The following is a 13921-nucleotide window of genomic DNA, read 5'->3' as shown; positions in this document are numbered from 1 at the left end:
TGGCGAAGCCGTGGGCGCGACGGGTCCGCGTTCTCCGGGGCCAGATCTCGCCCTCCCGCCGAGGGCCCCCCGGGTACCCCGACCCGACGACCGGCCCGCACGACCCCACAGGGGTGCGGGTGGCGGAGCCCCCGCCACGCAAGGCGAAGCCGAGCAAAAAGGAGAGAGCGGGACCTGTCCGCGTTTTTTGCGGACAGGTCCCGCTCTCTCGCTCGTGGAGATCCTGACCTCTTACTTGAACCTGACCCCCGAGGTCAACGCCCTACGAGCATCGCTGGCCCACCTGTCAGGCCCTGAAGCTCCGACGGACGAGGCAGACCTTGGGATCGGCTAACGGCCATCAGCTTGATCCTTTAGTCTGCCCTCCGCGCCGCTCTGGCACGGCTGTCGATGCCGAACGTGCCAGCAAACGAGCCGGAGTCCGGGCAGGGTGCTTGCCGTGAGCTGCCGTTGTTCCAAGAAGGCCTGGTGTGGCAACAGACAACGCCGCGCCTTGTCGGGCTATGCGGACGGGGTAGCCCAACGCAGCTTCACCAGCTCGGCCAACGGTGGAGAGGCAAGGACTTGCGTCAAGTCCTCTCGTCTGCCAGCAGTGGTCTGCCATCCTGTCGGCAGATGGCGAGACGGACTCCAAGGTGGTGCGATTTTTGATGACCAACTCGATCGCGATTGTCGAAGCTGACTCGAATAAGCGCGGCGATCTCTTCGGACGTCTGATCTGCGATGTATTTCATGCCCTAGGCTATGAGGACTTTCGCCTGAATATCCACAAAGCAGGGCGCGAACTCGACATCAAAGGCCGTCATCGCACCGAAGAGAGAGAACTAATTGCGGAATGCAAGGCAACTAATCGGCCCATCGGAGGCGCCGACCTGAACAAATTTGCAGGAGCAACCCAGGTTGAGTCAGCAAGGAGTGCCACCAAACTTTCACCATACTTTGTATCACTGGGTGGATTCACTGGATCCGCGCTTGCGCAGGAGGAAGAAGTCGGGGATCGATTCACCCTCATCAGTGGGCCTGACATCATCAGGGAGCTGATCAAAGGACGGGTTATTGTCGATAAAGCTCGGGCAGCGTCAGTGACCACGCAGTGTAAGAAACTGCCGACAGGAGCTCGCGTTACAGAAAATACAACCATCGTTGCCCACGAGAGAGGTTGGTTCTGGGCATTTTACTTTGAGTGCGACGGCGAGGCTACTCACTTTACTCTCGTTCATGCTGACGGTCACGGCGTGGCTGACTCTCTCGCCTCACGAGTCAGGGAGTCGGACAGCAATCACGAGAAAATTTTCTCCGGGCTGACCTACGCTTCCTCGGCAGGCACAGAAATCGATGCACAAAGCGAGAAAGAAGCAGTTTCAGCATATCTTGAATATGTTGTTCGCGAATTTGGCAACATCACCCTCGAAGGATTGCCAGCTGATCAAGAAATGGGCTCGCGGACGCTGCGCCTTGAGTCTCTTTACGTACCGCTACACCTCACGCCTATCACGCATCAAGCCTCCGTGTCACGTGAGACCTCCGAGGCTCAATCTGAACATCGGCCGTACAGACGGCAAGCCGAGAAAGTAGAGATTTCGAAAATACTGCGAGATGAGTCTCGTCATGTAGCTATCCTCGCATCACCAGGTAGCGGAAAAAGTACCCTTATGAAGCGGATTGCCGTCTCGTACGCGGATTCGAATCGGCGCTCTGAGGTGGCTGACGCGCTCCCGGACACAGATTTCTTCCCATTGATAGTCAGATGCAGACAACTTCGTTCCAAAGCACGCCAGCCACTGGTCCAAACGCTCGGCTCATTGATGGAGAATGCCGAAAGACCTGACCTCAGTAGCAAATTTGAGTCAGCTGTCCGCGAGCAGCTAAAAACTGGAAATGTCCTTCTTCTGGTGGATGGCTTGGACGAGATTAGCGACCCAGGCGACCGGGTTGCATTCGCCTGCCAATTGCGGACTTTTATCGGCACATATCCTATAGTCCGAGTGATTGTCACATCTCGCGAGCCGGGGTTTCGCGTCGTTGCTGGCGCCATATCCAGCGTTTGCAAGGGCTATCGAATCACAGATTTGACTATCTCAGACATTCGATCTCTGTGTACGTCGTGGCATCACCAGGTAGCTGGAGGCAATGAGGATGACATCCGTAAAACGACTTCTGCCATACTTACAAACTCCAGAGTTCGAGCGCTCGCCGTAAATCCTCTGTTGCTTACTACACTCTTGCTGGTGAAACGCTGGCTGGGTGAAATTCCATCAAAGAGGAGCGTGCTTTACTCAAAGGCAATTGAGGTCCTTCTCATGACCTGGAACACTGAAGGACATGACCCAATTGATCAAGAGGAAGCTGTCCCCCAACTCGCATATGCGGCATTCGCGCTGCTCTCGAATAAATCCCAGACTGCCTCCGCGAAACAGCTGGGTACCCTATTCAACGCTGCTCGGCAAGAAATGCCGGAGATCCTTAGTTACGCGCGCATGCCTGTCTCAAAATTTATCGATCGCGTTGAAGATCGCAGTAGCCTACTGACGCAAAGCGGGAACGTAGTCGAAGACGGTCAGGTGAGATCGCTGTACGAATTCAAACATCTCACGTTTCAAGAGTACTTGGCCGCTCTCGCAGTAGTTGAATCCTGGAATCCTGGACGAGACGAAGGGGACTCACCCCTTGACGTGCTGAGACCTTACCTAGACGACGAATCTTGGACGGAGGTAGTCCCACTCGCAACGGTTATGTCTGGCATCAAACATGCCAAGTCACTGGTGGGGTGTCTGATCTCTGATATCAAAAGTACCGCCGATGACATTCACGAGATCAGTGATGACAGTCGTGACCTTGATGTTGTGGCTGAAAGCCCACTGTACAGCAATCTACTGACTTGCATTTCTGATGGCGCTCCCATTCCCCCTTCAATGTTGCGGGAAGCCCTAGAAACACTCGTGGAACACGGCCCTCAGGAAGAGGGTGAAATCGTTCTGAGTCTGCGGAATTCGAAATTCTACGAAGAGCTCAAAGATGTCGCATGGCAAGGTTTCCTGCGCGGCGAAGTCCAGGAAGACAAATATGCGGGGACAGTCGCGGCAATCGAAACCATCGAAAAAATCGAGACCACGACCGCCGATAAATCTGTCGACCTTATGATCGAGGGCCTGGAGTCCAGTGCTGAGAGTTGTGGCGTCCGGTCAGCATTGGCCGTGATGAACCTCCTGTACGCTATGCAACCCTGGCAACTGGATAACGTACAGGAAGTGAGCGGATCGACTGCCCACTACAGTTCGTCCATTCTTTACGGGGGTGCACCTATGCCGACCCCGCGAATGGTCTCAAGTAAACTCAGGTCTCCTCTTCTAAATTTCTATAAGAGAGCCGAGAGCCGCGTCTCAATTTACTCTGCCACCTGGGCCCTAGTGTGGTCTCAAAATGTGATCGGGTGGAGCAGGAGAGATATAGCTGAATTCACGCCAAAACTAATGAAAAATTGGATGACGTCCAATAACGAAACCGTGCAAGGTTACTCGGCTTGGGCAATATCGAGAATAGCACCTGAAGGCGCAGGGCGTGCTGTGTCCCCTGCATCCATGCCAGCAGGTTTCGAGGATTTTGCAAGAGCACGCTTGAATCTCACCCTCCCGGAAACAAATACAGACACCATGGCGGCTCTCACAGTTTCCTATCTCACAGGGTCACTAGTCACACACGATCAGATTCTAGACTATCTAGAAGCGGTACTAGGCACCACCAGTGAGATAGACCAGAGTTGGCTGAAACGCCTGGAGCGCGCAATCATCGAGCCCGGACTTCCCTGGGATGGAAATCAATTCTAGTCACCATCATGCAAAACTGACCCAAGCTCACGCTCCGGTCCACACGCGTTCGAAGCTCTCCAGGTAGTTCGCGGCGAGCATGTCGGCCACCGTGAAGCGGACGTGGAAGACGGGGGCGGTGGCGGCTGGTTGGCCGTAGACGTGGGGGTTGATCAGCAGGTCATCGTCGGCGCGGTAGATCGAGTTGTACAGCGCCGTGCGGTGGAGGCGGACCTCGACGGCGGCCATCTTGGCCAGCGGGCTGAGTAGGGCAAGGGCGTTGCGGATGCGGGCCGACATGGCGTCGCCGACGCCCTCGGACTCGCCGCGTTCGGCCACCTCGGGACTCTCCGGGTCGCCGAGGAGCAGGCGGACCTTGACGCCCTCCCGTGCCCTGTCGGCGAGGGTGTGCAGGATGCCCGGGTCCTCGATCAGGAACAGCGCGCTGTACGCGAGGATGCCGATCTCCCGTTCGGCGCCTGCGAAGTGGCGGAGCCATGTCTCCCGCGGCACGGCCCAGCGGTGGGGGTAGATCGTCAGGATCTCACCGCCTGGTGGAACGCGCGGGCGTGAGTGCGCTGCGGCGGGCCACAGTTCGCCCTCGGCACGGCCGACGAGGGCGGCGAGCGCGGCGCGGTTGCGCGCGTACGGAAGACGGCCGGCGCACCACTGTTCGACAGTCTTGGGGTCGACGTCGAGTCGGGCCGCGACATCGGCGGAGTCGAGACCGGCGGACATGAGGGCGCGGCGGAGCGCGGCGTTCACGCTTCCCCCTTATTCGGGGTGTGGACGACTTCAGAGTAGCTAAGAAATCCCTAGACGTCCCTCAAGACGTGGTGTCCGCGCCGCCGTATCGCGCCGAATCTCTCGTATGAGACCCCGCGACCGCGCAATCGGCTCGGGGCATGGCCACTGTGTGAGGAGCGACGACGTGCAAGTGCCACACCACCACCCGTTCGGATGGACGGGATCTGAGCAATGACCATGGGCACACCCACAACGCAGGTCGACGAGCCCTCCGCCATCGTCCAGAAGACCTGGCCGCGCAGCGTCCGTTCGGTGACCAGAGCGCGACACCTCCTCGCCCACCAGCTCGACGCTTGGGGCTTGCCCCGCCTCGCTGACGCTGCGGAAGTGGTGGTCTCCGAGCTGGTCACGAACGCCGTCAATCACGCACGCTCGCCCCGCGGGCACCTGATCGGGACGAGCTTCGAGCGCCTTGACGGCGGCGTCCGGATTGAGGTCCACGACGCCAGCGAGCGAAAACCGGAACGCCGGAAAGCTTCGGAGGACGAGGAGTACGGCCGGGGACTGGCCCTCGTGGACGCACTCACCGGCGGCCAATGGGGCGTGAGTGTTCGCGAGGGGCCGGGCAAGGTGGTCTGGGCGGTGTGCGCTGAGGACGGGGAGAGCGGAGCGCATCAGTGACGTCCGGGGAGAAGGGTGCTCCTTCTGGCCACACCACGAAACCGGCGGGGGCGGAAGGCGGCTCGCAGTGCTCGCGCTGCGGTGCTGACCTGGTGTCGTGCGCACGATGCGGGTCGACGTCGTACTGTCCGGCTTGCACTCGACCGCGTCGGCGCAAACGCTCGCCTGTCCTACGTCAGGAACCGGCGGGAGTGACGTGGGCACGGGAGAAAGCCGGCCTGACCAAGAGGGCGCTTGCCCGGCAAGTGGGTATCTCCGAGCAGCTCATGGGAGAGATCGAGTCCGGCTGGCGCAGTGCCACACCCGCCAACCTGGCCAAGATCGCCCAGGCGCTCAAGTGCCCCGTGGTCATTCTGGAGCGCAACCCCCGTGCCACGGACACTCACAGCCTTGGTCCTGCTCAGCACGGCCCGTAGCTCTCTTGATTGGTCACACCCGATGGCTGCCGATTCCGGGTAAGGGCAGTGCATGACCTCCCCCGTACCGGCTGCGGCGCAGTCCCTCGTCGTAACGGTACGGGGTGAACTTCTCCTGCTGGGCTCATCTGCCTGCTCTCAGTACGCCGGCATGCGCGACCATGGGCAGCAACAAATCCCAGGGCCTCGACGAGCAGACCGGCGAGCATCCCGGCAGACGAACGGTGTTGGGCTGACACCCGACGAGGAAGGACGACGAGTGGGCTCGCGCGCGACGCCGTGGGGCGCGTACAAGACCATCACGGACGCCTTGCGCCGCCGCATCACCGGTGGCGAGTTCCCACCAGGCGTGCAACTTCCCAGTGAAGCGACGCTCAGGGCGGAGTACGGGGTCGCCCGCAATACGCTGCGGCGCGCACTCGCCGATCTGGAGCGCGAAGGCTTGCTCGTCACGATGCCCGGACGTGGGCGCCTCGCCTCATCCCGGGCGGACGCTGCACCCCCAGCACCGATCTTCCGGCGGATCTCGACGGATCTCCGCGCCGCGATCGAACGCGGCGAGCTGCGCCAGGGCGACATCCTCCCCAGCGAGGCCGCACTCACAGCACAGTACGAGGTCTCCCGCTGGACAGCCCGGCAGGCCCTCATCGAGCTGGAAGCCGCGGGGCTGATCGAGACGCGTCACGGCAAAGGCAGGTTCGTGAAGTGACGCGTGGCGCCGCTAGCCTCGACTCATGACATCGGTTCCCTGGTCACGACAGCTCGCGGGCGACCTGCTCGCCGAGCCGCTTCCGCGCCGCTGGGCGCACTCCCAAGGCGTCGGTCGCAAGGCCGAGTCGATCGGCCACGTCCTCGGAGCCGATGCCGACCTGCTGATCTGTGCCGCATGGCTGCACGACATCGGGTACGCCCCGTCGCTCGTCAAGACCGGGCTCCACTCCCTCGACGGCGCCCGCTACCTCCGCGACGTGGAGCAGGCCGACCCCCGCGTCTGCGCGCTGGTCGCTTACCACTCCTGCGCCCACATCGAGGCCCGCAACCGTGGTCTTGACGAAGAACTCGCCGCCGAATTCGAGCCTGTTGGCGGTCTGCTCGCCGACGCCCTGATCTACTGCGACATGACGACGACGCCGAACGGTGAGCCGGTGGACGTCGAACAGCGGCTCTCCGAGATCCTGTCGCGTTACGGACCCGGGGCCGTGGTCACCGAGTCCATCACCGAAGCGAGCCCGCACATCGTGGGTTCGGCGCGGCGTATCGAGGCTCTGCTCGTCACGTAGCGGAGCGCTGCGAGCGGATGAGCGTTCCCTGTTCGTCGCGGTTCCAGTGGCGGCCGACGCTGTCGAGGAACTCGATCTCTATCGGCTCCGGCTCCACGTATGAGCGCAGCCACTCGCGCGGCGCCGGGCGTCTTATGGTCTGGCTCGGGGGGACGAGGCCGATGAACTCGGTCTGCGACTCCTCCCCCGGCAAGGCAGGCAGCGGGAGTTCGACCTCGTATATCGGCATCTCGCTCGCGTTGTGGACGTGGAAGGCAAGCTCGCGGGAGCCGTCGTCCCGGCGGTACGCCTCGACCCAGGCGCTGACACGCGCCGCCTGGGAGCGCCGGTCCTCCTCGTCGCGGTCGGCCTCGCGGCGGTGTTCGCGGCGGAGCAGGACGAACCCGGTGCCGAAGGCGCCGACCGTGCCGATGGACGAGAAGACGTCGGCCGCCGTGCTGACCCAGTCGCTACCCAAGTTGGGGCAGCCCTTCCCCTTGGAGGTAGGCGTCGATCCGGTGGCGCATGGAGGCGTCCATCTTCAGGCCCTGGACCTCGTCGCGTGGAACCCACACGACCTCGCGGGATTCGTCGCTCGGAGTCGGTTCACCGCCGACGTACTCAGCAGCGAAGACGATCGAGAACTCCTGCCGTACCTCGTCGTTGCTCGTGTAGTGGATGAGATGGCGGGGGTCGGTATAGATGCCGACCAGTCCGATGACCCGGCAGTGGATCCCGGTCTCTTCGAGCGTCTCCCGTACGGCGGTCTGCGTGATCGATTCGCCGAGGTCCATCGCTCCGCCGGGCACAGCCCAGTTGCCGTTGTCGCTACGGCGGATCATCAGGATCCCCCCCTCGCTGTCGGTCACGACAGCGTTCGCGGACGGGACGAGGCTGTTGGCGGGTGGTGCGCTCGGGTCGTCGAAGTAGTCGATGCGGCTGGGCATGCTGGTCAGGCCTCCAGTTCCCGGGCGCGGTCCCAGACGCGTTCGAAGCTGTCCAGGTAGTTGCTGACCATGCTGCCGCCGGCGACCTTCCGCAGGTGGATCACCGGTGCGTGCGCTGCCGCGAACCCGTAGATGTGGGTGTTGACGAGGAGCTGGTCGTCCGCGCGGTAGATCGAGTTGTAGAGGATCGTGTCGTGAAGCCGGAAGTCGATCCCCTCGACTTGCCGCAGTCGCGCGTACATCACCAGGGCGTTCCGGATCTTCGCGGCCATGGCGTCGTCAAGTCCCTCGTCGGCGCCGCGCTGGGCGACGACCGGGCTCTCGGGGTCACCGAGGAGTATCCGCACGCGGACACCCGCGTCGGCCTTGGCGCGGAACACCTGATGAGTTCCCGCGTCCTCCGAGAGGAACAGACCGCTGTAGACCAGGACGCCGATCTCGCGTTCCGCCGTCTCGAACATGCGCCGCCACAGGTCGGACGGCACCGCCCAGCGGTGCGGGTAGACAGTGAGGATCTCACTCTCGGAAGCGCCGGCGACCTGGTCGGGAGACAGTGCGTCCGGCCACAAGTAGGTCTCGTCTAGGCCGAGTTGCGCGGCGACGGCGTACCGGTGCCGCCGGTAGGGCGTCCGGTTGGTCGTCACCCAGCGCTCAACGGTCTTGGGATCCACGTCGATCGCGTTCGCCAACTCGTCAAGCGTGAGACCGCGTTCCAGCAACGCGGCCCGAAGGCGCTCATTCTGCATGCATCGACCCCAAGACGTCACGAGACGGCTCCACGATAGGCGGGACGTCTCGCACACGTCCAGTCATGTAGTGATGACGTACCGCGCACCAAGCGCACTCTCAGTGAGGTCGACACCGATCCGGCGTCGAGACCACCGGCAGAGCCGCGCCGCCCGGAAATCCCAGCCTTGACACGTCGTCACTCGCTGGGCATCGTAAATCTGCACATGTTCAACATGTTCAGATTCTGGGCAGTGCGCTCCCCCGAGAAGGGAGTTGTCACCGTGACCGCAGACCCGAACCACGACGAGGAAGCCCGATGCCATTGCGGGGCCTTACTCACCGAACACAGGCACACCCGGAAGGGCGGCGCAGGGCGGTGCCGCAAGTGCCGTGCCCGCAATCGCCGGTAGCGGAGCGAGCAGGCGCGGCGGCGGATCGCCGCACGGCAGATGCGGGGTACTGAAGGTGCTGGTCACCGTCTCGGCCGCCGTCCTGCTGGGCGCTCTGGTGTGGCTCCTGTGAAGGTACGCGAACGTGCGCACCTGGCACGTGGCCGTGTGCGCCCTGTTCGGCTTCTACCTCGCGTCCTCGTCGTCCGGTCCGCACATCGCCGGCACCATGCGGGCGCTCGCGCAATCGATCTCCACGCTCCACCTGTAGAGAGGAGAAGAGCCTTGCCATCGAAGGCTGAGACGGCCGTGCCGCGCGACGCGTGGGTCATGGCCGGGATGGCCACGGCCGCAGCATCCGCGGCCGTGGCCAGCTTCACCGGACTGCGCGGGCTCGCGCTGGACACCGGGTGGCCGCCACGGCTCGCGTGGTTGCTGCCTGTCACCCTCGACGCGTACGCGATGACCTCGGCGTGTGTCTGGCTCGCCGCCACGACCCGCGCCGGGCGGCCCGGCGGTTCGCACGGGCCAACGCGGTCGGCGCGATCGGGGCGAGCATCGCCGGCAACGCGGTTTACCACGCCGTGGTGGTCGGTCTGATCACGGTCTCGTGGCCGATCGTCGTCCTCGTCGGCTCCGTCCCGGCGGCCGTCCTCGGACTCACCGCGCACCTTCACGCGGTACGGACCACGCCCGGGGAGGAGTCCGGCCCCGACGACGTGGCGGTACGCACCTCCGCCCCCGACCAGGACGGAACCGGGGACAGTCCCACCGCCCAGCGCCGTGCCGCACCTCGCCGCGGCCCGCATGGACGAAGCCATGGGCGAGGCAGCCACCATCACCGCCGACATGCACAAGCGGCTCACCGACGAGCTGAAGCGGCTCGACAAGCAGGAGGACCGCTTTCTCGACCTCGTCGGTGACGACGACTGGCCGCAGGAGAAGATCGCCGCGCGCCTCCGCGCCATCCGCGACGAGCGCACTCGGCTCGCCCGACAGCTCGACGACACCGACCGTCCCGACCTCGACACGGGCCGTGACACCCTTGCCTACCTGATCGGCCTGCTCGCCGACCCGCAGGAGCTTTATCGCCAAGCAGGCAAGCGCGCCCGCCAGGTGCTGAACCAGGCCTTCTTCCGGCGCCTCTACCTCGACGCGGACGACGACGGCCCCTACGTCGCCTCCGATGAGCTCACGGCCGCCGTCGCGCCCCTCGTCGACGTGGCCCGCCAGCCAGCTCCCGCAGCCCTGCACAACGAGAACGGCGCCACCCAGGTGGGTGACGCCGTGACGTCTGCGGACCTTCTTCGAACCGCCCTCCGTCGAGGAGGTTCGAGTAAGACCGCGGTTGTGGAGCTACGGGGAATTGAACCCCGGACCTCTTGCATGCCATGCAAGCGCTCTACCAACTGAGCTACAGCCCCGCGATGGTGCCGGGATGCCCGGCGACCTGGGGTTACTTTACACGCTGGACGGGTGGCGACGGCAAATCGTTTGCGGCGCCGCCGGGGGGCCACGGTAGGAACGGCACATGCGCCCACGACCTGGAGAAGTACTGCACTTCTCGGAAGATCCGACGATCACCTTCTTCCGTCCGCATGTCGCCGCCACCGCCCGGCAGCCCGAGGCGTACGTCTGGGCCGTGGACGGGGCGCGCGCCCCTGACTACTGGTTCCCACGGCAGTGCCCGCGGGTCATGGCGTGGGCGGTGCCCGGCGCGTCGGCGGCCGACCGGGAGCGGATCCTGGGGCCGGGCGGCGGCGATCGCGTCCACGCGATCGAGTACGGCTGGGTCGAGCGGTTCCTGGGCGTCGAACTGTTCGCGTACCGCCTTCCCGCCGCCGCCTTCCGGCCGTTCGGCGGACCGGCGCCGCACGCGTATGTGTCGACCGCGCCCGTCGAACCGCTCGGCCCCGCAGAGCCGGTCGGCGACCTCCTGGAGCTGCACGCGGACGCCGGCATCCAGTTGCGCGTCCTCGACCGCCTCCAGGTCTTCTGGGACGCGGTCAGGGCCGGCTCGCTGGGCTTCAGCGGCATCCGGCTGGGGAACGCGGCACCGGCACGCTGAGCGCGGGACACGGGGCGCGGTCCCCGGCGGAGTTAATGAAGTGTCAACAATCGGGGCCGGGTTGGCGGGTTACGGTGACAACTGCCGAGTGGACGAGAGAGGTGGAGACCGCTGTGACCACCGCGTTCGACCCCATGACGCTGGGCGGCATCCGGTTGCGCAACCGGATCGCCATGGCGCCGATGACACGCAGCCGGGCGTACGGTCCCGGGCTGAGCCCGACCGAGAGCACCGCGCTCTACTACGCCCAGCGGGCCTCGGCGGGACTGATCATCACCGAGGGCACTCAGCCGTCGGTGGTGGGGCAGGGCTATCCGGACACACCCGGGCTGCACAGCGCCGAGCAGCTGGCCGGGTGGCGGCGGGTGACGGACGCGGTGCACGCGGCGGGCGGCCGGATCTTCGTCCAGCTGATGCACACCGGGCGCATCGGCCACCGCTCGCTGCTGCCCGACGGGCTGCGGCCGGTGAGCGCGTCCGCGATACGGCCCCAGGGCAGCGTCTACACCGCTGAGGGTGCGCGCGAGTTCGAGGAGCCGCAGGAGCTGACCGAGGAGGGCATCCTGCGGACCGTCGAGGACCACGCGGCCGCCGCGCGCCTCGCGGTCGCCGCCGGTTTCGACGGGGTCGAGGTGCACGCCGCCAACGGCTATCTGGCACACCAGTTCCTGGCACCGAACTCCAACCTGCGCACCGACGGCTGGGGCGGCACCCCCGAGCGCCGGGCACGCTTCGCCGTGGAACTGGTCACCGCGGTCGCCGGCGCGATCGGCGCCGAGCGCACCGGCCTGCGCATCTCGCCGGGAAACCCGCTGGGCGACATCGACGAGCCGGACCCCGAACCGGCGTACACGGCACTGCTGCGCGCCCTGGAACCGGTCGGACCCGCCTACCTGCACATCATGGAGACCGGGGAACGCTCGCTGACCCTGGAGCTGCGCAAGCGGTTCGCGGGCGCGCTGATCCTCAACGCCAAGACCACGGGCCGGTCTTCCGGTCCCGAGGAGCTGGCCCTGATCGAGGACGGCACCGCCGACATGATCTCCTTCGGCACCCTCTTCCTCGCCAACCCCGACCTGCCCGAGCGGCTGCGCGCGGGCGGCCCGTTCAACACCGCGCACCGCCCGACGTACTACGGCGGCGATGACCGCGGCTACACCGACTACCCGGCGCTCGGCGCCCCCGGCACGCCGCCCGCCGCACCCGGCGCGTGAGCGGGCCGGGTGCCCGGCCGGGCACCCGGCACCGCGGCACGGCTCAGGCCGTCGCGCGCCGCCTGCCGAGCGCCACGGCCGTGCCCGCCAGGCAGACCGCGGTCAGGGCGACGGCGGTGACGGCGAACGCGTGGGCTGAGGGGTGGACGCCCGGCAGGTCCAGCCGGTTGAGGTAGAGGGTGCCGAGCGCGGCCACGCCGAGCAGCTGGCCGAGCTGCGTCACGGTCGCCAGCAGGCCGCTGGCATCGGCCGCGTCCTGCGGGGCGACCCCGAACAGCGCCAGGGTGAAGGTCGGGCTGAACCCGAGGCCGAGGCCGCAGCCGAGGGTCAGCAGGCAGACGTAGAGCGCCGCACCGCCGTCGCCGCCGCCGCGCAGCGCCAGACCGAGGCCGGCGAAGGAGGCGGCCGAGACCAGCAGGCCGGCGGCCGGCAGCCAGGGCCGCCAGGACAACGGCAGCCGCCGCCAGTTGAGGCCTATGCCGCCGAAGCTCACCGCGGCGACCGCGAAGGTCAGCCCGGTGCGCAGCGCGCTGAAGCCGAGCCCGGACTGGAGGTGCAGGGCGACCGCGAACAGGAAGCCCGCGTTGACCGCCATCGTCGTCATGATCACGATGACCGCCCGCAGCATGCCGGGCGCCCGCAGCACCCGCCCCGACACCAGCGGGGCGCCGCCGCGCCGGGCGAGCCGCGACTCCAGCACCATGAACAGGCAGAACAGCAGCACGCTGAGCCCCAGGCAGACCCAGCCCCACACCGGCCAGCCCTCCTCCTGCCCCAGCACCAGCGGCACGGTGAGCAGCGTGACGGCCGCGGCCAGCACGGTCAGGCCCGGCAGGTCGAGGCCGCGCCGCCGCCCGTCGGCGCCCCGCTCGTCCCTGGGCAGCACCCGCGGTGCGATCACCAGCATCACGGCGCCGATCGGCACGTTGACCAGGAAGACCGGCCGCCACCCGCTGCCGAACAGGTCGGCGCTGACCAGGATGCCGCCCAGCGACTGGCCGAGCGCGGCGCCCGACGACAGCACCGCGGAGTAGATGCTCATCGCCCGGTTCCTGGCCTCACCGCTGAAGGTGAGCTGGAGCAGGCTGAGCACCTGCGGGATCATCAGCGCGGAGCCGGTGCCCTGGGCGAAGCGGAAACCGATCAGCTCACCGGTGTTCTGGGCGAGGCCGCAGGCCAGCGAGGCGGCGGTGAAGAGCGCGAGCCCCGCGATGAACAGCCGCCGGTGGCCCAGCAGGCCGCCGAGCCGCGCCCCGGTGATCAGCAGCACCGCGTACGCGATGGTGTAGCCGGCGATGACCAGTTGCAGCGAGGCGCCCGAGGCGTGCAGGTCGGCGCGCATGGTCGGGGCGGCCACATTGACGATGAAGACGTCGAGCAGGGCCATGAACTGGCCCGTGAGGATGGTGGCCAGCAGCAGGCCCGGTTTGGGCCCCGCCCTGCCGGTCTTCGTGGCGTCCGGATCGCGGGCGGTGTCCTGGCCGCCGGTGGCGGGGTTGCGGGTGGCGGCCTGCGCGGGCGCGCCCTTCATCACGGGAGATGTCATGCGTCGAGCCTGACGGCGCGGCGGTACCGGTAACGAGAGCCCGGTGATCCTGGTACTGCCAGCACCTGGCAGCGGTCACGCCCTTTGGGGAGTATTGCCATGTGTCCCCTTCACCCGTATCG

Annotated in this window: 14 protein-coding genes and 1 tRNA gene; 9 read left to right on the top strand and 6 right to left on the bottom strand. The window is 65.9% G+C overall.

The features are described 5' to 3' along the window. The first annotated feature begins 650 nt into the window (after nucleotides 1-650). Complete coding sequence (locus tag ACGFMP_RS06605; RefSeq protein ID WP_393670701.1) at nucleotides 651-3824, top strand: NACHT domain-containing protein; 3174 nt, start codon at nucleotides 651-653, stop codon at nucleotides 3822-3824. Between the two features lie 27 nt (nucleotides 3825-3851). Here ACGFMP_RS06605 and ACGFMP_RS06600 read toward each other — a convergent pair whose 3' ends face one another. Then, complete coding sequence (locus ACGFMP_RS06600; protein WP_393670700.1) at nucleotides 3852-4568, bottom strand: XRE family transcriptional regulator; 717 nt, start codon at nucleotides 4566-4568, stop codon at nucleotides 3852-3854. A gap of 213 nt (nucleotides 4569-4781) precedes the next feature. Between ACGFMP_RS06600 and ACGFMP_RS06595 the strand changes: the two genes are divergently transcribed. The 4 genes from ACGFMP_RS06595 to ACGFMP_RS06580 all read left to right on the top strand — a co-directional run bounded on the left by ACGFMP_RS06595 (nucleotide 4782) and on the right by ACGFMP_RS06580 (nucleotide 6927). Continuing rightward, nucleotides 4782-5231 carry an ATP-binding protein gene (locus ACGFMP_RS06595; protein WP_393670698.1) on the top strand — a complete coding sequence of 150 codons (450 nt, stop codon included), beginning with the start codon at nucleotides 4782-4784 and terminating at the stop codon, nucleotides 5229-5231. Beyond that, nucleotides 5228-5647 carry a helix-turn-helix domain-containing protein gene (locus ACGFMP_RS06590; protein ID WP_393670697.1) on the top strand — a complete coding sequence of 140 codons (420 nt, stop codon included), beginning with the start codon at nucleotides 5228-5230 and terminating at the stop codon, nucleotides 5645-5647. The genes ACGFMP_RS06595 and ACGFMP_RS06590 overlap by 4 nt, the downstream gene beginning before the upstream one ends. A 259-nt stretch (nucleotides 5648-5906) precedes the next feature. Continuing rightward, complete coding sequence (locus ACGFMP_RS06585) at nucleotides 5907-6356, top strand: GntR family transcriptional regulator (RefSeq protein WP_393670695.1); 450 nt, start codon at nucleotides 5907-5909, stop codon at nucleotides 6354-6356. A gap of 25 nt (nucleotides 6357-6381) precedes the next feature. Beyond that, entirely contained in the window at nucleotides 6382-6927 is a 546-nt protein-coding gene (locus tag ACGFMP_RS06580) for an HD domain-containing protein (RefSeq protein WP_393670693.1), read from the top strand. Here ACGFMP_RS06580 and ACGFMP_RS06575 read toward each other — a convergent pair. Genes ACGFMP_RS06575 through ACGFMP_RS06565 form a run of 3 tightly spaced genes read right to left on the bottom strand, consistent with a single transcriptional unit; the run spans nucleotide 6920 to nucleotide 8599 of the window. After that, on the bottom strand, nucleotides 6920-7384 hold the full coding sequence (locus tag ACGFMP_RS06575) for a hypothetical protein (protein ID WP_393670692.1): 465 nt from the start codon (nucleotides 7382-7384) through the stop codon (nucleotides 6920-6922). The genes ACGFMP_RS06580 and ACGFMP_RS06575 overlap by 8 nt on opposite strands. Further along, nucleotides 7377-7853, bottom strand: coding sequence for an NUDIX hydrolase (locus ACGFMP_RS06570; RefSeq protein ID WP_393670690.1), 477 nt, complete (start codon nucleotides 7851-7853; stop codon nucleotides 7377-7379). Before ACGFMP_RS06570 ends, ACGFMP_RS06575 begins: the two co-directional genes overlap by 8 nt. 5 nt (nucleotides 7854-7858) lie before the next feature. Continuing rightward, the gene (locus tag ACGFMP_RS06565) at nucleotides 7859-8599 is read right to left on the bottom strand and encodes a helix-turn-helix domain-containing protein (protein WP_393670689.1); all 741 of its coding nucleotides are present in this window, start codon (nucleotides 8597-8599) and stop codon (nucleotides 7859-7861) included. Nucleotides 8600-9116: 517 nt separating this feature from the next. On the opposite strand from ACGFMP_RS06565, the gene ACGFMP_RS06560 reads away from it, so the two are divergent. Beyond that, a complete protein-coding gene (locus ACGFMP_RS06560) occupies nucleotides 9117-9242 on the top strand; it encodes a hypothetical protein (RefSeq protein ID WP_393670688.1) in 126 nt (41 codons plus the stop codon). 59 nt (nucleotides 9243-9301) lie between these two features. Then, nucleotides 9302-9571 carry a DUF2637 domain-containing protein gene (locus ACGFMP_RS06555; RefSeq protein WP_393671352.1) on the top strand — a complete coding sequence of 90 codons (270 nt, stop codon included), beginning with the start codon at nucleotides 9302-9304 and terminating at the stop codon, nucleotides 9569-9571. Between the two features lie 751 nt (nucleotides 9572-10322). Here ACGFMP_RS06555 and ACGFMP_RS06550 read toward each other — a convergent pair. Next, a tRNA-Ala gene (locus ACGFMP_RS06550) sits at nucleotides 10323-10395 on the bottom strand. Between the two features lie 107 nt (nucleotides 10396-10502). Here ACGFMP_RS06550 and ACGFMP_RS06545 point away from each other — a divergent pair. Together ACGFMP_RS06545 and ACGFMP_RS06540 are read left to right on the top strand one after the other, a co-directional pair. After that, complete coding sequence (locus ACGFMP_RS06545; protein ID WP_393670687.1) at nucleotides 10503-11039, top strand: DUF6886 family protein; 537 nt, start codon at nucleotides 10503-10505, stop codon at nucleotides 11037-11039. A gap of 113 nt (nucleotides 11040-11152) precedes the next feature. Further along, nucleotides 11153-12253, top strand: a complete 1101-nt coding sequence (locus ACGFMP_RS06540; RefSeq protein ID WP_393670686.1) for an alkene reductase — start codon at nucleotides 11153-11155, stop codon at nucleotides 12251-12253. A 43-nt stretch (nucleotides 12254-12296) separates the two neighbouring features. Here ACGFMP_RS06540 and ACGFMP_RS06535 read toward each other — a convergent pair whose 3' ends face one another. Beyond that, nucleotides 12297-13799: an MFS transporter gene (locus tag ACGFMP_RS06535; protein WP_393670685.1), complete on the bottom strand. Its 1503-nt coding sequence runs from the start codon at nucleotides 13797-13799 to the stop codon at nucleotides 12297-12299. Nucleotides 13800-13921 lie beyond the last annotated feature (122 nt).

It is taken from the genome of Streptomyces sp. NPDC049040 (genome assembly GCF_043197715.1).
GTDB lineage: Bacteria > Actinomycetota > Actinomycetes > Streptomycetales > Streptomycetaceae > Actinacidiphila.
Note: the sequence above shows the minus strand (reverse complement) of the source record. Positions and strands in the feature narration are given on the sequence as shown.